Raw genomic sequence first — 19,831 nt, 5'->3', positions numbered from 1 at the left:
GGCGCGCCATGCAACGCAAGGCCGAATATCCGCAACCGCAGATGGAGCTGGAGCAGCAGCGCGACGCCACGCCCGGCTTCGAGCCGAAAGGCAGTTTCGGCTTCATCCGCTACCTGGAGCACGGCTTTCCGAATTCGCTGGTGCGCTGGCATTACCACGACGAGTATGAGCTGCACCTGATCGTCGAGAGCAGCGGCAAGGTGTTTGTCGGCGACTACATCGGCCAGTTCGCGCCCGGCCACCTGGTGTTGACGGGGCCGCGCGTGCCGCACAACTGGGTCTCGCTCGGTACGCCGCCCGAAGGCGTGGCCTTGCGCGACATGGTGATCCAGTTTTCGCACGCGCCGTTGGCGTCGATGGCCGCCGCCATGCCCGAGTTGAAGGATATTTTCCCGCTGCTGCAGCGCTCCCTGCACGGCGTCGAATTTTTCGGCGTCAGCGAACAGTCGCTGCGGCGCTTCCAGCGCATCCGCGACAGCAGCGGCTTGCCGCGCCTGATCGAATTTTTGAGCCTGCTGGGCGAACTGGCGCAGACCAGCGACTACCAGCTGCTGTCGACGGTGCCGATGCAGTCGAGCGACGACGACGTGGCCCTGGCGCGCATCAGCTCCGCCATCAACTTCATCGTGCACAATTACAGCAGCCAATTCTCGCTGAAGCAGCTGGCCGAGCAGGTGGACATGCCCGAGCGGACGTTTTCGCGCTTCTTTCGCCACGCCACGGGCAACAGCTTCACGGACTTCGTCAACCGCCTGCGCATCAACAAGGCGTGCCAGCTGCTGATGGAAACGGAACGCTATGTCAGCAACATCTGCTACGAGGCGGGATTCAACAACGTGGCCAATTTCAACCGGCGCTTCCTGGAATTGAAGGGCATGACGCCGAAGGAGTTTCGCCAGCAGGCGCTGGGTCGTTTTGGCGAGTGAGGCTTTTTGAGGTACATTGGATGGCACAGGCGGGGACAGCCTGGGAGAGACGAGCATGGAACACCTGTGGCAGAAGGACAGCGAGCGCAAGGCGCCCGAACTGGAACGCGAAAGCTATGACGGCATCATCAATTACCTGGAACACGGCTATCCCAGCTCGCGCGTGCGCTGGCACTGCCATGAAGAGTACGAGCTGCACCTGATCGTCGCCACCAGCGGGAGATTGTTCGTGGGCGACTATATCGGCGAGTTTTCGCCCGGCCACCTGGTGCTGACGGGTCCGCGCCTGCCGCACAACTGGATTTCCAACGTGATGCCGGAAGGCGGCGTGGCCCTGCGCGACATGATCGTGCAATTCGCCCACGCGCCGCTGGCGGGCGCCGCGCGCGTCATTCCCGAATTGCGCGAGCTGTTGCCGCTGCTGGAGCGCTCCAGCTATGGCGTGGAGTTTTTCGACATGGGCGCGGAAGCGGAGCGGCACCTGGCGCGCATCCGCGTCACGCATGGCGCCGAGCGCTTCGCCGAATTCGTGCAGCTGATGAGCAAACTGGCGCGCACGGCCAATTACCGCTTGCTGTCGAGCGCCTCCCTGCGTTCGTACGACGACGATGCCACCCTGGCCAAGGTCAATTCCGTCCTTAACTACATCACGGACAATTACCGCGAGCCGATTTCGGCGGAAATGCTGGCCGAACAGGTGGGCATGTCGCTGAGTAAATTCTCGCGCTTCTTCCGCAAGGCGACGGGCAACAGTTTTACGGATTTCATCAGCCGGCTGCGCATCAACAAGGCGTGCCAGCTGCTGATGGATACGGACCAGTATGTGTCGAACGTCTGCTACGACGTGGGTTTCCAGAACGTGGCCAATTTCAACCGCCGCTTCCTGCAGGTGAAGGGCGTCACGCCGAAGGAATTCCGGCGCCAGGCCGATGGCCGTTTTGGCGGCATCGGCGGGCCCGTGGCGGATATGCCACAGGCCTAGCCGCTGTCATTGCCTTGTCACTTTGATTAGTTATGCTCCACGGCTACTCCACCCACCTTAGCCGAGGAATGCATGAATACTGCCGTAACGCCGATCCCGAAACTGACCCTGTTGGCCATCGCCGCCGGCCTGGCCCTGGCCGCGTGCGGCGGCAGCGACAATCCGCCGGCGGAGCCTTCCAAGCCCGTGGCGCAGACGGGCGTGTTCCTGGACGGCGCGGTGGAAGGACTCGATTACGTGGCGGGCAGCGCGGCCAAGGCCAGCACCAATGCCAAGGGCGAATTCGTTTGCAATCCGGGCGAGACGGTGGCCTTCAGCGTGGGCGGCCTGGCCCTGGGCTCGGCGCCGTGCGGCGCCGTCGTCACGCCGCTGGCGCTGGCCGCCAGCACCAACGTGGCGGACGACAAGGTCGTCAACCGCCTGCTGGCGCTGCAATTGCTGGACGATGACAGCGATCCGTCGAACGGCATCAGGCTGACGGCCGAAGTGAAGGCTGCGCTGGCCGGCAAGACCCTGGACTTCGCCGCCGCCCCGGCAGCTTTCAACGCGGCCCTGGCCGCGCATCTGGCAACGGTGGGCACAAAATTCGCCGGCCGCACGGTCGATGCGGAGCGCCGCGCCCTCGTGCGCGAGCATTTCGAAGACACCCTGGCCTCGAAGGCGGGCGCACCCGTCAACGAAGCGCTGACGCAAGCCAATCCGGTGGGCGAAGTGAAAGTGACCGTGACGCGCTACCAGATCCAGGCGGCCGATAAATTCTACGTGCCGTACGAAGGTGCGAACGCGAAGATCAAGGGCGAATTCCCGAACGGCTTCCTGCCGTCGTACGGCTCGGGCCTGGCCTACAAGGGCAAGAATGCGGCCGGCGACCTGGAATTCTATGGCTTGACGGACCGCGGCCCGAACGGCGACGGCCCGCTGGTGCCCGATCCCTCGGGCAAGGGCACCATCGGCAGCAAGATCTTCCCGTCGCCCAGTTTTACCCCGTCGTTCGGCGTGATCACGGTGGGCAAGAACGGCGCCGTGCTGGCGTCGAGCACGCCGATCAAGGTGTCGGCTGCCGTCAACAGCTCGGGCTTGCCCGTGCCCGTGGGCGCGGTCGGCAATTCGGCCGAGATTCCCGTCATGGATGCGATGAAGTTTGATGCTAGCGGCAAGGCCGTCTTCAATGCGGGCGGCCTCGATTCGGAAGCCATCGTCGTCGATGCGAAGCGCAATGCGCTGTGGGTATCGGACGAATACGGCCCGTTCATCATCAAGATCGATGCGGCCACGGGCGTCATCCAGGCCAAGTACGAGCCGGGCAAGGGCTTGCCGGCGCTGTTCGCCAAGCGCCGCGCGAACCGCGGCATGGAAGGCATGACCCTCGACACGAGCAACGACAAGCTGTACGCCTTCCTGCAAAGCCCCTTGAGCGACGGCACGGCCATGTATTCGGTGACGAAGAAGGCGGAGCAGGTGGAGCGCTTCGCCCGCTTCACGCGCTGGATCGAATTCGACCCGGTGACGGGCACCAGCGGCAAGATGTATGCGTATCCGCTCAATGCGGCCGACTACCAGGATGGCCGCACGGGCAACGCCAAGCTGGGCGACATGGTGGCGCTGGGCGGCGGCAAATTCCTCGTCATCGAGCAGGGCGCCGCGCCGTCGGGCAAGGTCTTCAATAAACTGATGCTGGTCGAATTGAAGGGCGCCACGGACATTTCCGCCGCCGCCTTCAACGCGACGACGTCCGACCTGGAAAAGAGCAGCATGGGCGGCGCTGGCGTCAACGGCGCCGACTGGGCCGCCGTCACGCCGCTGAAGAAAACCCTGCTGCTGGACTTGAACGCCATCGGCTGGGCGGCGGAAAAGGCGGAAGGCCTGACCCTGATCGACGACTCCACCATCGCGCTGGCCAACGACAATGACTTCGGCCTGAAGACGAAGATCTTTGACGCGAATGGCGTGGAAGTCGATGGCGCTGACGTCACGAAGTGCACGGTCGATGCCAACGGCGCCATCGTCACCAGCAGCGCTGTCGGCTGCACCGCGGGCAACACCATCCGCGTAGCGCGCGGCGACGACCGCGAACGCCCAAGCCGGCTGTGGATCGTGAAGTTCGCCAAGGCGCTCAATACGTATTGATGTAGTTTGATGGACGTAAAAAAGCCGCCCCGCACAAGTAGTGTGCCGGGCGGCTTTTTTTAACCCATGACGGCGAAAAACCGGGGTCGGACCCTGAGGGTCCGACCCCAGCTCCTGCGCTGGGGCTTATTTCTTTGTGTACGTGTTCAACCAATCGAGCACCGTGTGATGCCACAGCAGCGAGTTCGCTGGTTTCAGTACCCAGTGGTTTTCGTCCGGGAAGACCAGCAGCTTGCTCGGGATGCCCTGGCGCTGCAGCGCCGTGAAGGTGCCCAGGCCTTGCGCGGTAGGGATGCGGAAATCCAGGTCGCCCTGTACCACCAGCATCGGCGTCTTCCAGTTCTTCACGAAGTTGACGGGGTTGAACTGCTCGTGCTTGGCCGGCGCGTCGTAGTACGGGCCGCCGTTTTCCCACTCGGTGAACCACAGTTCTTCCGTCGCGTAAGCCATGCCTCGGTTGTCGAACACGCCGTCGTGGTTGACCAGACATTTGAAGCCGTCCGGCCAGTTACCGGCGATCCAGTTCATCATGTAGCCGCCGTAGGACGCGCCCAGCGCGCAGCTGCGCTCGCGATCCAGCCACGGGAACTTCTTGGTGGCCGCTTCCAGGCCCTTCTGCAAGTCGACCAGCGGCTTGCCGCCCCAGTCGCCGCTGATGGAATCCGTGAATTTCTGGCCGTAGCCGGTGGAACCGTGGAAGTCGATGAAGACGGTGGCGTAGCCGGCGCCCGCATACACTTGCGGGTTCCAGCGGTAGCTCCAGCTGTTGCCAAAGCTGCCTTGCGGGCCGCCGTGCACCAAAAAGGCGACCGGATACTTTTCGCCGGCCTTGGCATTCCACGGCTTCATGACGTGGCCGTAGACGGTTTCGCCATTCGCGCCCGCGAACGAGAACTGTTCATATTCGCCGAAACGCACGTCGGCCAGGGCCGCCGCATTCTGCTTCGTCAGCTGCACCATCGGCGCGTTTTCCGACTTTGCATCGAGCTTGCGCGTGTACAGCTGCGCGCCCGAGGCCAGGTTGGCTTGCGCCAGCACGATGGTATTGCCGCGCACGTCGAAGTCGCCCACGGCGCCCTTGCCCGTCAGCGCAGCGACCTTGCCGCTGGCCGCGTCGATGTGGAACAAGCGGTGCTGGCCCACGTCATCGGCGGCGACGAGGAAAGCCTTGCTGTCCGGCGTCCAGCGGAAGTCGGCCACGGAACGGTCCCAGTCATCGGCCAGGGTGCGCTTCTTGCCGGTGGCGACATCCATCAGCACCAGATGAAAACGGTCCGCTTCGAAGCCAGGCTTGGTCATGGCGACATAGGCCAGGGTGCGGCCATCGGGCGACCAGGTGGCTTTCGCATCCCAGGCCGGATTGTCGGCCGTGAGATTGCGCGGCGCCTGGCCGCCGATAGCAGGAATCGTGTAGACATCGAAGTTGGTCGACCACGATTCCGTGCGGCCGGCCACGCGCACGGAGAAGGCCACCGTCTTGCCGTCCGGGCTGAAGTGGTATTCGCCATTGTCGCCGAACGGCTTCGAGGGCGCGTCGCCGTCGAGGGTGCCGCTCAGGCTCACGGGCGCGGCGCTGACCTTGCCCGTGGCGTCGATGGGCGCCGAGTACAGCGCGTTGCGGCGGCCATCGGCCCAGGTATCCCAGTGGCGCACGAACATCTGGTCGTAGACCATGCCGCTGGCCTTGTTTTTCGCTTTGTCATCGAGGCGCTTCTTGGTGCAGGCGAGGTCCGCGCAATCGAGGAAGACGCCCATGCTGAAGGCCAGGCGGTCGCCCTGCGGCGACAGGCGGTAGGTGTCGACGTCCAGCGCCAGGTCGGTGACCTTGGCCGCTTCGCCGCCGTTCAGGGGCAGCTGCCACACTTGCGAGGAGCCGGAGCGGCCGGACAGGAAGTAGATGGCGTCGCCGTTCGGCGACCATTGCGGATCGCTGGCGCTGGCATCGCCGCGCGTGAGCTGGCGCGGTACAGCGTTCGGCGCGCGCAGGTCGATCATCCACAGCTGCGTGTTGCCGCGGTTTTTGTCCAGGTTGGTGGTGCGCACCGTGTAGACGACGCGCGTGGCGTCCGGCGACAGCACGGGGCTGCCCACACGTTCCATGGCCACCATGTCTTCCACGGTGAAACCGCGCGGCGCGGCCAGCGCCGGCACGGCGGCGGTGGTGGCCATGGCGGCACTGAATGCTCCCAAGAGCAGCAGACGTAAACTCATTCAAACTCCCGATTCTTATGACGACGTTATCGATATGGTATTGACGTGGCCGGCTGTACCGCCGGCAGCCCGACATCATAGCAATAAAGACGCGCCTGCTGCGGGAGTTGACCGCCGGTTAGCCGGCCGGCAGTGCCAGTTGGTCGAGCGCCACGTGGCCCAGGAAGCCGCCCTGGCTGGCGGCCGGCAAGCCGTCCTCGATGGCATGGGCAAAGCGGATGCCGGGGTCCTGTCCCAGCGCCGCCAGCACGCGCGCCGTGTCCGGATAGTCTGCCAGGCGCGCCAGCTGCAGCGGTTCGGCCCAGCGCGCCGTGGCGGCCAGGTAGGCGTCGGCGATGGTGGGGGCGGTATCGGAAGCGAGCCAGGTGCGGCCGGCGAGCAGGCGCTCCAGGTGCGCCAGGCTTTTGTTGACCTTCTCGACGGCCATCTCGCGCCAGATGGCCGCGCGCGCGTCGGTTTCCGGCGCGCGCGACGCCTGGAAGGCGGGCATGAAGGCCGCGTGGAACGTCGTGTGCAAAAAGGACAGCACGCTGTTCAGGCGATCATATTGCGGCGTGTCCTGCGCAAAGCCCAGACCGCTGGCGGGTGCGCGGGCGGCAAGGTGCAGCAGAATCGCCATGCTTTCCAGCAGCGGCGCGCCCGCGTGCGTGAGCAGGGCGGGCGTCTGGCCCAAGGGATTGATGGCGAGAAAGGCGGGATGCTGCTTGCTGGCCGGGTCGCGCGCTTCCACGCGGGCAAGTTGGTACGGCAGGCCGCTCCATTCGAGGGCGGCGATGGCGGCGAACGAGCAGCCGAACGGCACGCTGTAGATCAGGGTAGTTTCCATGCTGGAGCTCCGGTGAGAGGAAAGAAGGGCAGTCTAATCGCGATGGTTACTATTTGGAAGAAGGCAGAATAATGTGGTATAGGTACATTTTTTATACCAAGTTGGAAGCCAACCATGAAAGACAATGTCTCCGGCTGCGCCGTGGAGGAAGCCATGCGATTGCTGGGCGGGCGCTGGCGCATCGTGCTGCTCAGCTATCTGATGGCGGGGCCGAAGCGCTTCAGCGAAATTCGCCGCGCCGTGCCGAATATCTCGCAGCGCATGCTGACCCTGGACTTGCGCGCGCTGGAAGAGGCGGGCTTGCTGACGCGCACGATTTACGCGGAAGTGCCCGTCAAGGTGGAATACCGGCTGACGGACGAGGGCTTGCGCTTGCGGGAGCTGGTCGAGATGCTGCGCGCCATCGGCTTGCGCCTGCGCGGACAGGCGGATGGGGGTGGCGCCTTTCTCACGCCCGATGGCGATGATCATTCTCAATAGAAACAACTGTCTTTATGCAAAGTGCTAGACTGCCGGCCTTTGCTCACTACTCTCGATACCCATGCGCCTGACTTCCCTCGCCCTGACCGCCGCCGCCCTGTTTGCCGCCTTGCCGGCCCAGGCGGCCACCATGCCGACGCTCGAACAAATCCACGCCGCCGTGCAGGTGGGCGTGGCCAAGACCCGGGCCAAAATGCAATCGACTGTGACGGTACCGATCGCCGTCAAGGTCACCAGCTTGACCGGCTGCCAGGATTCGCAGGAAGTGCCGGGCGAAGTGGTGTGCCTGGTCGCCATGAGCGGGGGCATGCGCGATGCTTTCATGGTGCTGCCGTTGCGCAACGAGAACGGTACCTGGGTGGGCGTCGAGCGCAAGGATGCCAAGTTCGCGGGACCGTCGCCGGCCGAGGCGCAAGCGATGATACGCGCCTGGGCCAAGGAAGAAGTGGCGCGCAATCCGGAAGCGGCCAAGGATGTGCAGATGCAGGAAGCGCAGAGCACCATGCAGGTCAAGGCCATCAACGAGTGCGAGGTCAAGCGCAAGACGGGCTATCTGGTCTGCGATACGGAATTGAGCGTGCCGAGCCGTCCGGAAGCCATCAAGACGGAACTGACCTTCATGCTGGAAAACGCCAGCTGGCGCTACGTGCCGCGCTAAGCCGCCGCGTTGTTTGCCGCCGGGACAGTCACGCTGTTCCGGCGCCGTTCCCGCCATCACCCTGCGGCCACGCTGCCGCCTGCAATATTTGCAGATTCGCAAGGCAATTTCGCCAGTGAAAATTGCCGATTTAAATTAATAATTAGATATTAAAATTAATGTATCGGTGCAGATTGCCGCCGGCTTCCTGCCGCCTTGCATTTGCCCGCTTCCCCGTGCCTGCACGGGCTACCTTTGAGGATGTGACCATGCGACTCAATCTTCCCGTCAGCGATACCGAAATCAACCTGAGCGATACCGAGACCATCGTCTCGACTACCGACTTGCAAGGCAATATCACCTATGCCAACCCGTATTTCATCGCCGTCAGCGGTTACAGCGCGGAAGAATTGATCGGCGCGCCGCAGAACATCCTGCGCCATCCCGACATGCCGGTCGAAGCGTTCGCCGATTTCTGGGCCACCATCCGTTCGGGGCGTTCGTGGAGCGGCATGGTGAAAAACCGCTGCAAGAATGGCGATTACTACTGGGTGCTGGCGAACGTGACGCCGGTGGTGGAAGACGGCGTGGCCGTCGGCTACATGTCCGTGCGCACCAAGCCCACGCGCCAGCAGGTGGCGCAGGCCACGGCCCTGTACGCGCGCATCAAGGCGGGGCAGGCCGACGGCATCGTCATCAGCCAGGGCGCGGCCGTGCGGACTGGCTGGCTGGCCAGGTTCGCGCGCCTGCGCGACTTGCCGCTGGGCAAGCGCATCGGCTGGAACCTGGGCTTGCTGAGCCTGGTATTGCTGCTGCAACTGGCGTGGAATGCGGGCGTGCTGCCGGCCGGCGCGGCCGGCTGGCTGACGGGCTTGTCCGTGGCGGCCTTGGGCGCGACCCTGTATTTCTGGCACAGCCTGCACCGCGCCGTGCTGCAACCGTTGCAGCAGGCGCGCCAGGCTTGCGACGTGATGGCGGGCGGCGACTTGACGGGCGAGCTCGACACCACGCGGCGCGACGAGATGGGGCAACTGCTGCGCTCCCTGCGCCAGCTGCGCGTAAACTTGCATTCCATCGTCGGCGACGTGCGCGGCAATTTCTTGCGTATCAGCATGGCCAGCCAGGAAATCGCCGCCGGCAATATGGACTTGTCGGGCCGCACGGAAGCGCAGGCGTCGGCCCTGCAGCAGACGGCGTCGAGCATGGAGCAGCTGGCGGCCACGGTGCAGCAAAACAGCGGCAACGCCGTGCAGGCCAGCGACATGGCGGGCAAGGTCCACGGCCTGGCCGGGCGCGGCGGCGAGATCGTCGGCCAGATGGTGAGCATGATGGCCGATATTGACGCTTCATCGAAGAAGATCGGCGACATTACGGGCATTATCGAAGGCATCGCCTTCCAGACGAATATCCTGGCCCTGAACGCGGCCGTGGAAGCGGCGCGCGCCGGCGACCAGGGGCGGGGCTTTGCCGTCGTGGCGGGCGAAGTGCGCAGCCTGGCTCATCGCAGCGCGGCGGCGGCCACGGAAATCAAGCAATTGATCACGGCGTCGTTGGCGCAGGTGCAGGCGGGCGCGAAGCTGGCGCAGCAGGCGGGCGCCAGCAGCGCCGAAATGCTGGGCGCCGTTCAGGGCGTGCACGGCATCATGGAAGAGATCGCCTCCGCTTCGCGCGAGCAAAGCCACGGCATCGGCCAGGTCAACATGGCCGTCACGCAGATGGATGAAGTGACGCAGCAGAACGCGGCGCTGGTGGAGGAATCGGCGGCCGCCTCGGCGTCGCTGCAAGACCAGACCTTGCAGCTGGAGCAGGCGATGGCCTTGTTCAAGCTGGAACGGCGGCGCGGCGGCCAGGCAGGCTCCGCCACGCCCCCGCGCACGGGGGAGCGCCGGCGTGCTACAGCAGGTGCTCTGACAACGCCTTGAAGGGAACCTTGGGCACGAGAAAGGCAAACGGCTGGGAGACGGGCTGCAATTGCGCCAGCAAGCCGCAGTCGGCGCGCAAGGCCGTCAGCGCTTGTACTTGATCCAGATCAACGGGCAAGTCGATTTCGCCGAAGACCAGCTTGCCGTTGCGCGGCACGTGCGCGATGGCCGCATCCTGGCAGGCGAGGAAGGCGACGGCGTCGCGCCAGTTGCCGAACAGCGCTTGCCAGCCGGCATCGAGGGCATGGTCGGTCACGATGTCCGCCTGCACGTCCAGCGATGGCGCGCTGCCGGCGCCGCTTGTAACGCTGCAGCGCGCTTGCGTGGCCGTGACTTCCAGCGTCATGCCGGCGGCCAGGTGGGTCGGCAGGATGTCGCTGAACAGCCGCGTGCCCAGCGCATGCGGCAAGCTGTCCATGATGTTTTTCAGAAAGTACACGCAGGGCACTGCCGGCGCGCCCGCGGGCGTGTGGTCCAGATATACACGCCAGTTGCTTTGCAATGGAGACGGTAGCATCCGGCGCAAGGGGCCGAGCAGGGCCGGACCGAAGTGCCCGTGACGGTAGGTCAGCACGGTAAATGGCGTCTTGCCGTCGCGCTGCCACAGGGTCGCGCCGGGGGGCAGCAGTTGCTGCGCGGCAGCGGCGTCGACCAGCCAGCTCACGTAGACGACGTCGCGCACGTCGCTGTGCAGGGTCAGGAAGGGCAGGCGGGATATGATCGCCTGGCGTGCGTTGGCAAAGCGCGTGGAATTGGCGAGCGCGGCAAACAGGCGCCCCGGCCAGCCCGCGCGCGGGTGGCGGTAAGTGTTGTCTTGCAATTGGGAACTTTCGGGGTAGATACCGGGGGAATACGCTGATGCAAAAGCACCCGTCCACATCATCGCGAGCGGCAGCGATGTGTGGCCGAGACGCGCAGCTGTGCTGGAGCACAGCGAGCATCGCAGGCCGCACAGGGCGCCGCGCAGCCGATGTGGGCGGGCGTCACTGTTATTGCATGTGCCAGCCGTGGCTGACAACGATCGACTGGCCGCTCAGGGCGTTCGACGGGAAGGCGGCCAGGAAGACGGCCGTTTGCGCCACGTCTTGCGTGGTGGTGAATTCGCCGTCGATGGTGTCTTTCAGCATGACTTTCTTGATCACGTCTTCTTCGCTGATGTTCAGCTGGGCCGCCTGTTCGGGGATTTGCTTGTCGACCAGCGGTGTGCGCACGAAGCCGGGGCAGATGACGTTGGCGCGGATGCCATCCTTGGCGCCTTCCTTGGCCACCACCTTGGCCAAGCCCAGCAAGCCGTGCTTGGCGGCAACGTATGCGCTCTTGAACGGCGAGCCTTCGTGCGAGTGCACGGAACCCATGTAGATGATGGCGCCGCCGCGGCCCGCCTTGATCATTTCGCGCATGCAGGCGCGCGTGGTGAGGAAGGCGCCGTCCATGTGAATGGCCAGCATCTTTTTCCATTGCTCGAACGGGTAGTCGACGACGGGGCTGATGATCTGGATGCCCGCATTGCTGATCAGGATATCGATGCCGCCGAAGTGGGCGGCGGCATCGGCCACGCCCTTGTCCACTTGTTCTTCGCTGGAGACATCCATGGCGACGGCAAACGCCTGGCCGCCCGACTGCTTGATTTCCTCGGCCGTCTTGCTGGCCGCTTCCAGGGCCAGGTCGGCGATGACGACCTTGGCGCCTTGTTTCGCGTATTCAATAGCCATTTCCTTGCCGATACCACTGGCGGCGCCGGTAATCAGTGCGACTTTGTCTTTGAGTTGCATATTAATCCTTTGCATTGCGGGTTGGAGTGATCGTGGAAAACCTGACTATGCCAGTATAGCCAGAAAACGCGCCGCGCATGCCCCGCGCACGCCTATGGGGCTTGCTGCCGGTCAAGTTGCCTCTCTTGCATTTCCTGCAAGCGCCAGGCGCCGGGATTGGTGCCCGCCCAGGTGCGGAACGCATGATTGAACGCGCTTTGCTCCTGGTAGCCGAGCAGGAAGGCGATGTCGACCAGCGACAAATCCGGCGCGCGCAGATAATCGCGCGCCAGCCCGTATCGGGCCTGGTCCAGCAGGGCCTGGAAGCTGGTGCCCGCGTCGGCCAGCTTGCGCTGCAGGGTGCGCGGCGTGACGGCCAAGGCGGCGGCAACGGTGGCCAGCCGCGCCGACCCGTGGCGCAAGCCCGCGACGATGGCCGCGTGGACTTGCGCGTCGATGGCACCGCCGGTGTCGTTTTCAGCCTGGCGCTGCGCCAGCAGTTGTTCCGCATGCTGGCACAGCACGGGGTACAGGCTGACGTCGGCGTTCGGCACGGGCCAGTCCAGCAATTGCGCATCGAAGGTGGCCGTGTTGGCAGGGGCATTGAAGGCGGGCAGGCTGCCCAGCACGCGCACATATTCGTCGCGGTGCGCCGCGTGGCGCAGCAGGTCGCCGCCGCCATCGTGCGTGAACGCCAGGCGGGCCGGCGGCAGCGGCATGCCCGCCAGCCAGTCGCCGCACACGCGGATGCCGGCGAAGACGCTGTCGACCAGGTGCCGGCTGGCGCCCGGGTAGTTGCTTGCCCAGCGGTAATGCGCGACTGCGCCGTCGCGCTGCAGGGTCGAGCGGCCCAGGTCGTGCGCCAGCCGTTCATAGCGGGCCGTCTGTTCCAGTGCCTGGCCCACGTTGCTGCAACTGAGCAATATCAAACCGTAGGCGCTGTAGGTGCCCATGCGCACGCGCTGGCCCACGTGCAGGCCGAAATGCGCATCGCCCGCCAGTTGCGCGCCCGCATCGAGCAGGCTCACGTAGTCGCACGCGGCCAGGCTGGCTGCGGACGCTTCCAGGCTGTACGGCGCCACGCCGGCCGCCTGCGCCAGGGCGGCAACGGGGATGCCGTGCGCGCCGGCCGCTTCCAGCAGCGGCTGCAGATAGGCGCCGGCGACCCGGCCTTCAGTGCTTGTCATGATGGAACAATGCGATTGTCATGAAAAACCAATACCCTTGGCCTGTGGCGGCATATGCTGTTGAACAGGCAAGAACAGTATAGCAAGCCGCCGTGGCGCGCAACTGGCCGAACACAGGGGATGTCGATGCAACGCTGGAATGGATGGGGAGACGAGAGCATCACGTATGCGCTGAGCGAGGACGCGCTGGCCTTCCTGGGCGAGCGCCTGGGGCCGGGCAGCGCCATCGTCGACGCCACCTTCGACGACGCCTGCGCGCAAGTGCCCGCTTCGCGCCTGGCGCCGCATCCGCTGATCGACACCCAGCCTGCCACGCGCGTGCGCCATGCGCTCGGTCAAAGCCTGCCCGACTGGTTTAAATTACGCCATGGCCGCATCGGCGCCGTGCCTGATGGCGTGGCCTTTCCCGACAGCGCGCTGCAGGTGCGCCAGCTGCTCGCGTATGCGCGCCAGGCCTGCGTGGCCGTGATTCCCCACGGTGGCGGCACTAGCGTGGCCGGGCATTTGACGGTGGCGGCGGGGCCGCGCCCCGTGCTGGCGCTCAGCCTCGCGCGCCTGTGCGCGCTGGGCCACCTGGACCGCGAAGCGCAGCTGGCCACGTTCGGCGCGGGCGTGTATGGCCCCGACCTGGAAGCGCAGTTGCGCGCGCATGGCTACACCCTGGGCCACTATCCGCAATCGTTCGAGTATTCGACCTTGGGCGGCTGGATCGCCACGCGCTCGTCGGGCCAGCAATCGCTGCGCTATGGCCGCATCGAGCAATTGTTCGCGGGCGGCGAAGTGGAAACGCCGGCCGGTACCTTGAGCATTCCCACCTTTCCAGCTTCGGCGGCCGGCATCGACCTGCGCGAAATGGTGCTCGGCTCCGAGGGCCGGCTGGGCATCGTGACGCAGGCGACGGTGCGCGTCTCGCCGCTGCCCCCTTATGAAGCGTTCCACGCCGTGTTTTTCGCCGACTGGGGGCAGGCGCAAGCGGCCGTGCGGGCGCTTGCCCAGTCGCGGCTGCCCCTGTGCATGCTGCGCCTGTCGAATGCGCTGGAAACGCGAACCATGCTGACCCTGGCCGGGCACAAGAAGCTGGTGGGACTGCTGGAGCGCTATCTGTCGCTGCGCGGCTGCGGCGAGGGCAAGTGCATGCTGATGCTGGGCGTCAGCGGCGAAACCGGGCCGGCGCGCGCGGCCCTGCGCGGCGCCCTGGCGCTGGCGCGGCGGCACAAGGGCGTGCACGTGGGGCGGCACATGGGCGACAAATGGAAGCAGGGGCGTTTTCGCAACGTCTACCTGCGCAATGGCGCGTGGGAGCACGGCTATGTCATCGACACGGTGGAAACGGCCGTCGACTGGCCGCGCGTGGCGCCCATGATGGCGGCGCTGGAGCAGGCGGGCACCAAAGCGCTGGCGCGGCATGGCGAGCAAGTGCACGCGTACACGCATCTGTCGCACGTGTACGCACAGGGCGCCAGCGTCTACACCACATATGTGTACCGGCTGGCCGCCACGTTCGAGGAAAACATGGCGCGCTGGCGTGCCTTGAAAGACGCGGCCAGCGCCGCCATCGTCGCCCATGGCGGCACCATCAGCCACCAGCATGGCGTGGGCACGGATCACGCGCCGTGGCTGGCGGCGGAAAAGGGAGAGCTGGGCATCGCCGCCATGCGCGCGCTGCTGCGCCAGTTCGACCCGCAGGGCATGATGAATCCCGGCAAACTGCTGCCTGAAGCGGGAGGCGGCTTGTGAACGCGGCCCCGCGCAGGGTGGATTTGCCTGACGTCCTGGCGCGCGAGTGGGATATCTTGATCGTCGGCGGCGGCATCACGGGCGCCGGCATCCTGCTGGAAGCGGCGCGGCGCGGCTTGACGGCGCTGCTGGTGGAGCAGCGCGATTTCGCCTGGGGCACGTCGAGCCGCTCCTCGAAGCTGGTGCACGGCGGCTTGCGCTACCTGAAGCAGGGACAGTTCGCGCTGACGCGCGAATCGGTGCATGAGCGGCAAGCGTTGCTGACGGATGCGGCGGGGCTGGTCGAGCCGCAGGGCTTTGCCTTTGGCGATTACACGGGCCGGAAGCCGGGCCGGCGCCAGTTCATGCTGGGCCTGGCCATCTATGACGTGATGGCGGGCCGGCGCGCGCGCCGCTATGTCGATGCGGCGGATTTCGCCATGCTGGCGCCGCATGTCAACCGCGATGGCCTGCGGGGCGGCATGCTGTACCAGGACGCCAAGACGGACGATGCGCGCCTGGTGCTGCGCGTGCTGCAGGAGGCGCGCCGCCATGGCGGCGTGGCCGTCAATTACCTGGGCGTGGACTCGCTGCTGCGTGACGATGGCAAGGTCGCCGGCGCCACCTTGAACGATGCGGTCGATGGCAGGGCACTCACAGTGCGCGCGCGCCTGGTGATCAGCGCCACGGGCGCCTGGGCCGACGGCTTGCGCGGCCAGGTGGGAGAACAGCCGAAACTGCGGCCCCTGCGCGGCAGCCATCTGCTGCTGCCGGCCTGGCGCCTGCCGCTGGCGCAAGCCGTCAGCCTGATGCACCCGCGCGATGGCCGCCCCGTGTTTGCGTATCCCTGGGAGGGCGTGACCCTGGTGGGCACCACCGATGTCGACCACGGCGCCAGCCTGGACCTGGAGCCGGCCATCACGCGCGGCGAACTCGATTATCTGCTGGCGGCGCTGCGCTGGCAGTTTCCGCAGCTGGCGCTGGGCAAAGACGATGTGCTGGCCACGTTTGCCGGCGTGCGCCCCGTGATCGACAGCGGCCAGCTTGACCCGTCGAAGGAAGCGCGCGAACATGCGCTATGGCTGGAAAACGGCTTGCTGACGGTGGCGGGCGGAAAATTGACGACGTTTCGCGTGATCGCCCTGGATGCATTGCGCCGTGCCGCGCCGCTGCTGCCGGGCTGGCAGGCGGATTTGCGCCCCTTGCCGATCTTTGACCCGTCGCCGTCCTTGTCGGGCAAGGCGTTGGCGCTCGATGGCGAGCAGCGCGCACGCCTGCTGGGCCGTCATGGCGCGGCCGCACAGGCGCTGTGCGATGCGGCGCAGGAGGGCGAACTGGCGCCGGTTCCCGGCACGCAGACTTTATGGGCGCAGCTGCGCTGGGGCGCGCGCAACGAGGACGTGCAGCACCTGGACGACCTGCTGCTGCGGCGCACGCGCCTCGGTTTGCAGCTGGCCGGCGGCGCGCTTGCTATCATGCCGCGCCTGCGCGCCATCTGCCAGCAGGAACTGGGCTGGGACGATGTGCGCTGGGAGGAAGAGCAGCAGCGCTACCTGGCCCTGTGGCGCCGCCATTACAGCGTGCCGCAAGGCGAATGACGCAATGATAAAAGCAGCGATAAAAACATAAAAGAGGAGAGCATCATCGAAACTACCCTGTTTGGCCAGCCCCTGGCGCTGGGCGACGCCCGCATCACCTACGACAGCCTGTCGCCGCTGGACTTGCGCCAGAGCGTGGACGTCCTCGTCGACGACCTGGGCGAGGACCTGTTGCAAATCACGTGCGCGAATGGCGACATCGTCGACGTGGGCTGGTATCCGGCCTGGAATGCGCAGGGACGCTTGCGCGTGGTGGCCGTGCGGGGACAGGACTGGGACGCGCCCGTGTTCAGCGCGCAGCCGGACAAGGATCCGCAGGCGCTGCTGCAGGCGCTGCGCGCTGCGCTGGCCAGCGTGGGCTGAGCCATGACCTGCGCAGCGGGCGATGGCCCGTATATCCTCTCCATCGACAATGGCACGCAAAGCGTGCGCGCGCTGCTGTTCGACCGCGACGGCAAGCTGGCGGCCAAGGCGCAAGTCTTCCTGGAAGCGTATTACTCCGACCACCCCGGCTGGGCCGAGCACGACGCCGACGGCTACTGGCAAGCCGTATGCGAAGCGTGCCAGCAGCTGTGGCGCGGCACGGACATAGCCAAATCCTCGGTGGCCGGCGTGGCCGTCACCACGCAGCGCGGCACGGTGGTCAACGTGGATGAACATGGCGCACCGTTGCGGCCCGCCATCACCTGGCTGGACCAGCGCAGCACGCGCGACATTCCCCGGCTGGCTCCGTGGTGGCGCGCCGCCTTCCGCGCCACCCGTCTCGACGGCACGATACGCTACTTCCGCCGCGAGGCTGAAATCAACTGGATCAGCGCGCACCAGCCCGACATCTGGCGCCGCACGCACAAATTCCTGCTGCTGTCGGGTTTTCTGAATCACCGCCTGTGCGGCAACTACGTCGATTCGACGGGCTCGCAAGTGGCGTATATTCCCTTCGACTACAAGCGCCACGCCTGGGCCGGGCGCTTCGACTGGAAATGGCAGGCGCTGGCGATTCGACGCGCCATGCTGCCCGAGCTGGTAACGCCGGGCACGCGCATGGGTGCCATCACGGCATCCGCCGCTGCGGCGACGGGCATCCTGGAAGGCACGCCCTTGCTGGCGGCCGCCGCCGACAAGGCGTGCGAGGTGCTGGGCGCCGGCTGCCTCGAACCGCACGTGGCGTGCCTCAGCTACGGCACCACGGCCACCATCAACACGACCAACCGCAAGTATGTGGAAGTGACGCGCTTCATTCCGCCGTATCCGGCCGCCATGCCGGGCGCCTACAGCACGGAAGTGCAGATATTCCGCGGCTACTGGATGGTCAACTGGTTCAAGGAGCAGTTCGGCGACCGCGAACGGGCGGCGGCCGCCGAAGACGGCGCGGGCTTGTCCGCCGAAGCGCTGTTCGACCGCCTGGTCGAGGCCGTGCCGCCAGGCTCCATGGGCTTGATGCTGCAGCCGTACTGGAGTCCCGGCATCAAGGTGCCGGGGCCGGAAGCGAAGGGCGCCATGATCGGCTTTGGCGACGTGCATACGCGCGCGCACATCTACCGCGCCATCCTCGAAGGACTCGCGTATGCGCTGCGCGAAGGCAAGGAGCGCATCGAGCAGCGCAGCGGCATCGCCATCACGGAGCTGCGCATCGCGGGCGGCGGTTCGCAAAGCGATGCGGCCATGCAGCTGACGGCCGACATCTTCGGCTTGCCCGCCGCGCGCGCCCACGTGTATGAAAGTTCGGGCCTGGGCGCGGCCATCGCCGCTAGCGTGGGCCTGGGCTGGCATGCGGACTTTCCCGCCGCCGTGCAAGCCATGACGCGCAAGGGTAGGGTATTCCAGCCGGATCCCGGGCACAGCAAGGTCTATGAAAAACTGTACCGGCGCGTGTACTGCAAGATGTATGCGCGGCTGCAGCCCCTGTACCGCGAAATCGCCGACATCACCGGCTATCCTGAAAAGTGACCGGCTAGCGCAGGACGAGCGCTTTCACCGTCTCCCAGGCCGCGCTGCCCGATTGCGTGACGCGCACCTGGTTGCGGCCCCCTTCCTTGGCCACGTACAGGGCGCGATCGGCGGCGACGAACAGCGCTTCGCGGTCGTCCAGCTGGTGCGGGCGGATGGTCGCCACGCCGATGCTGACGGTGATCCACGGCGAGGTGATCGATCGCGGGTGCGGCAGTTGCAGCGCCTCGATGTGCGCGCGGATGGCTGCGGCCAGGTGCAGGGCGCCTTCGGCATCCGTGTCTGCGAACAGCAGGACGAATTCCTCGCCGCCGTAGCGGGCCGCCAGGTCGCCGGGGCGTGCGGCGTGCGAGGCGATGGCTTGCGCCACCTGCTGCAGGCAGCTGTCGCCGGCCGGATGGCCCAGGCTATCGTTGTACAGCTTGAAGTGGTCAACGTCGAGCACCACCAGCGACAGGACGCCGCCGCCGCGCACGGCGCGCTGCCATTCCTTTTCCAGGAAGCTGTCGAAATGCCGGCGGTTGGCGATCTGCGTCAGCGGGTCGAGATAGGCGGCGCGCTGCAAGGCGTCTTCCGACTGCTTGTGGTGCGTGATGTCGTGCAGCAGGCCGATATACAGGGGCTGGCGCAGATACATGGGCGTCAGGGTCAGGTCCATGCTCAGCGCCTCGCCGTTGCGGTGGCGGATCGCCACTTCGCGCGTGCCATGGTTGTGCGCTTTTTCCGGATTGGCCGCGTGCATGGCGAAGTAATCGAGGTATTCCTGCGTCACCAGGGGGCTGAGCAACTCGCCGATGGAGCGCCCGGCCAGTTCGTTTTCGCGGTAGCCCAGGTACTGATCGCAGGCCGGATTGGTGTACTGGATGCGGCCATCGGCTTCGATGATCAGCAAGCCCTCGGCCATGTTGTTGACGATGGTGCGCAGGCGCTCGGCCTGTTCCTGCTGGGTTTCATTGTTGCTGCGGATTTGCAGCTGGGCGCGCACGCGCGCGCACACTTCGGCCATGCGCAGCGGCTTGCTGATGTAATCGACGGCGCCGCAGTCGAAGCCGGCCACCACGTCATCCGTTTCCGTCTTGGCGCTCATGAAGATGACGGGGATGCCCTGCGTCAGCGGGTGCTGCTTGAGGCGGCGGCACGTTTCGATGCCGTCCATGTCCGGCATCAGCACGTCGAGCAGGATCAGGTCGGGGTGGGCGCGCTGGGCGATCGCCAGCGCCCGTTCGCCGGACGTGGCGACATAGGTTTGATAGCCTTGCTCGCTCATCAGTTTGCGCAGCAGCTCAAGGTTGGCCGGCGCATCGTCGACAATCAAAATGGCGGCCTCGCGCCGCTGGGAATGCTCCACACTGCCTGGACTCATTGCTTCCGGCCTTCTCGATGTACTTTGCGATGCCAGCGATTGCTGCACTTTCGGTGATGCTGACCGGGTTCAAATCTGCGACAGCGGTCAAATCATACCGCCTTGCCAATTTTTTGGGTAAAAAAATCGACGTTGCGCGAGGCGGTAAAATATTATTT

Annotated in this window: 16 protein-coding genes; 10 read left to right on the top strand and 6 right to left on the bottom strand. The window is 65.7% G+C overall.

The window, feature by feature from the left end:
* Positions 1-8: 8 nt before the first annotated feature.
* The 3 genes from CLU94_RS04635 (at position 9) to CLU94_RS04625 (ending at position 4,035) form a co-directional block, all read left to right on the top strand.
* On the top strand, positions 9-926 hold the full coding sequence (locus CLU94_RS04635) for a helix-turn-helix domain-containing protein (protein ID WP_099664780.1): 918 nt from the start codon (positions 9-11) through the stop codon (positions 924-926).
* 55 nt (positions 927-981) lie between these two features.
* The gene (locus tag CLU94_RS04630; protein WP_099664779.1) at positions 982-1,908 is read left to right on the top strand and encodes a helix-turn-helix domain-containing protein; all 927 of its coding nucleotides are present in this window, start codon (positions 982-984) and stop codon (positions 1,906-1,908) included.
* Positions 1,909-1,980: 72 nt separating this feature from the next.
* Entirely contained in the window at positions 1,981-4,035 is a 2,055-nt protein-coding gene (locus CLU94_RS04625) for an esterase-like activity of phytase family protein (protein WP_099664778.1), read from the top strand.
* A 126-nt stretch (positions 4,036-4,161) separates the two neighbouring features.
* Here the strand turns inward: CLU94_RS04625 and CLU94_RS04620 are convergent, their stop codons facing one another.
* Together CLU94_RS04620 and CLU94_RS04615 are read right to left on the bottom strand one after the other, a co-directional pair.
* Positions 4,162-6,246 (bottom strand): S9 family peptidase, encoded by a 2,085-nt coding sequence (locus CLU94_RS04620; protein ID WP_099664777.1) that lies wholly within the window; start codon positions 6,244-6,246, stop codon positions 4,162-4,164.
* Positions 6,247-6,364: 118 nt separating this feature from the next.
* A complete protein-coding gene (locus CLU94_RS04615) occupies positions 6,365-7,072 on the bottom strand; it encodes a glutathione S-transferase family protein (RefSeq protein ID WP_099664776.1) in 708 nt (235 codons plus the stop codon).
* Between the two features lie 114 nt (positions 7,073-7,186).
* On the opposite strand from CLU94_RS04615, the gene CLU94_RS04610 reads away from it, so the two are divergent.
* From CLU94_RS04610 to CLU94_RS04600, 3 genes are all read left to right on the top strand, one after another.
* Positions 7,187-7,552, top strand: a complete 366-nt coding sequence (locus CLU94_RS04610) for a winged helix-turn-helix transcriptional regulator (protein ID WP_099664775.1) — start codon at positions 7,187-7,189, stop codon at positions 7,550-7,552.
* A 61-nt stretch (positions 7,553-7,613) separates the two neighbouring features.
* The gene (locus CLU94_RS04605; RefSeq protein WP_099664774.1) at positions 7,614-8,210 is read left to right on the top strand and encodes a hypothetical protein; all 597 of its coding nucleotides are present in this window, start codon (positions 7,614-7,616) and stop codon (positions 8,208-8,210) included.
* Positions 8,211-8,458: 248 nt separating this feature from the next.
* Positions 8,459-10,111, top strand: coding sequence for a methyl-accepting chemotaxis protein (locus CLU94_RS04600; RefSeq protein WP_099664773.1), 1,653 nt, complete (start codon positions 8,459-8,461; stop codon positions 10,109-10,111).
* Here CLU94_RS04600 and CLU94_RS04595 read toward each other — a convergent pair.
* From CLU94_RS04595 to CLU94_RS04585, 3 genes are all read right to left on the bottom strand, one after another.
* Positions 10,083-10,931, bottom strand: a complete 849-nt coding sequence (locus CLU94_RS04595; protein ID WP_099664772.1) for a DUF2071 domain-containing protein — start codon at positions 10,929-10,931, stop codon at positions 10,083-10,085. The genes CLU94_RS04600 and CLU94_RS04595 overlap by 29 nt on opposite strands.
* A 169-nt stretch (positions 10,932-11,100) precedes the next feature.
* Entirely contained in the window at positions 11,101-11,883 is a 783-nt protein-coding gene (locus CLU94_RS04590; protein WP_070257772.1) for a 3-hydroxybutyrate dehydrogenase, read from the bottom strand.
* A 92-nt stretch (positions 11,884-11,975) separates the two neighbouring features.
* Positions 11,976-13,049, bottom strand: coding sequence for an AraC family transcriptional regulator (locus CLU94_RS04585; RefSeq protein ID WP_099664771.1), 1,074 nt, complete (start codon positions 13,047-13,049; stop codon positions 11,976-11,978).
* A 126-nt stretch (positions 13,050-13,175) separates the two neighbouring features.
* Here CLU94_RS04585 and CLU94_RS04580 point away from each other — a divergent pair, with 126 nt between their 5' ends.
* From CLU94_RS04580 to CLU94_RS04565, 4 genes are all read left to right on the top strand, one after another.
* Complete coding sequence (locus CLU94_RS04580; RefSeq protein WP_099668163.1) at positions 13,176-14,786, top strand: FAD-binding oxidoreductase; 1,611 nt, start codon at positions 13,176-13,178, stop codon at positions 14,784-14,786.
* Positions 14,783-16,363: a glycerol-3-phosphate dehydrogenase/oxidase gene (locus tag CLU94_RS04575; RefSeq protein WP_099664770.1), complete on the top strand. Its 1,581-nt coding sequence runs from the start codon at positions 14,783-14,785 to the stop codon at positions 16,361-16,363. The genes CLU94_RS04580 and CLU94_RS04575 overlap by 4 nt, the downstream gene beginning before the upstream one ends.
* A gap of 135 nt (positions 16,364-16,498) precedes the next feature.
* The gene (locus tag CLU94_RS04570) at positions 16,499-16,726 is read left to right on the top strand and encodes a hypothetical protein (protein ID WP_099664769.1); all 228 of its coding nucleotides are present in this window, start codon (positions 16,499-16,501) and stop codon (positions 16,724-16,726) included.
* A gap of 3 nt (positions 16,727-16,729) precedes the next feature.
* Positions 16,730-18,310 (top strand): FGGY-family carbohydrate kinase, encoded by a 1,581-nt coding sequence (locus CLU94_RS04565; RefSeq protein WP_099664768.1) that lies wholly within the window; start codon positions 16,730-16,732, stop codon positions 18,308-18,310.
* Positions 18,311-18,314: 4 nt separating this feature from the next.
* On the opposite strand, the gene CLU94_RS04560 is transcribed toward CLU94_RS04565, so the two are convergent.
* On the bottom strand, positions 18,315-19,673 hold the full coding sequence (locus tag CLU94_RS04560; RefSeq protein ID WP_099664767.1) for a diguanylate cyclase domain-containing protein: 1,359 nt from the start codon (positions 19,671-19,673) through the stop codon (positions 18,315-18,317).
* Positions 19,674-19,831 lie beyond the last annotated feature (158 nt).

Source organism: Janthinobacterium sp. 13 (genome assembly GCF_002749695.1).
GTDB classification, from domain to species: domain Bacteria; phylum Pseudomonadota; class Gammaproteobacteria; order Burkholderiales; family Burkholderiaceae_D; genus Janthinobacterium; species Janthinobacterium kumbetense.
This window is presented reverse-complemented; position numbering and strand designations above follow the sequence as displayed.

Bases quoted from the DNA above. Each gene is read 5' to 3' on its own strand.
- CLU94_RS04565 (WP_099664768.1), top strand. From the start codon at position 16,730: ATGACCTGCGCAGCGGGCGATGGCCCGTATATCCTCTCCATCGACAAT.
- CLU94_RS04635 (WP_099664780.1), top strand. From the start codon at position 9: ATGCAACGCAAGGCCGAATATCCGCAACCGCAGATGGAGCTGGAGCAG.
- CLU94_RS04585 (WP_099664771.1), bottom strand. From the start codon at position 13,049: ATGACAAGCACTGAAGGCCGGGTCGCCGGCGCCTATCTGCAGCCGCTG.
- CLU94_RS04615 (WP_099664776.1), bottom strand. From the start codon at position 7,072: ATGGAAACTACCCTGATCTACAGCGTGCCGTTCGGCTGCTCGTTCGCC.
- CLU94_RS04560 (WP_099664767.1), bottom strand. From the start codon at position 19,673: ATGAGTCCAGGCAGTGTGGAGCATTCCCAGCGGCGCGAGGCCGCCATT.
- CLU94_RS04590 (WP_070257772.1), bottom strand. From the start codon at position 11,883: ATGCAACTCAAAGACAAAGTCGCACTGATTACCGGCGCCGCCAGTGGT.
- CLU94_RS04625 (WP_099664778.1), top strand. From the start codon at position 1,981: ATGAATACTGCCGTAACGCCGATCCCGAAACTGACCCTGTTGGCCATC.
- CLU94_RS04610 (WP_099664775.1), top strand. From the start codon at position 7,187: ATGAAAGACAATGTCTCCGGCTGCGCCGTGGAGGAAGCCATGCGATTG.
- CLU94_RS04605 (WP_099664774.1), top strand. From the start codon at position 7,614: ATGCGCCTGACTTCCCTCGCCCTGACCGCCGCCGCCCTGTTTGCCGCC.
- CLU94_RS04630 (WP_099664779.1), top strand. From the start codon at position 982: ATGGAACACCTGTGGCAGAAGGACAGCGAGCGCAAGGCGCCCGAACTG.
- CLU94_RS04600 (WP_099664773.1), top strand. From the start codon at position 8,459: ATGCGACTCAATCTTCCCGTCAGCGATACCGAAATCAACCTGAGCGAT.
- CLU94_RS04580 (WP_099668163.1), top strand. From the start codon at position 13,176: ATGCAACGCTGGAATGGATGGGGAGACGAGAGCATCACGTATGCGCTG.
- CLU94_RS04620 (WP_099664777.1), bottom strand. From the start codon at position 6,246: ATGAGTTTACGTCTGCTGCTCTTGGGAGCATTCAGTGCCGCCATGGCC.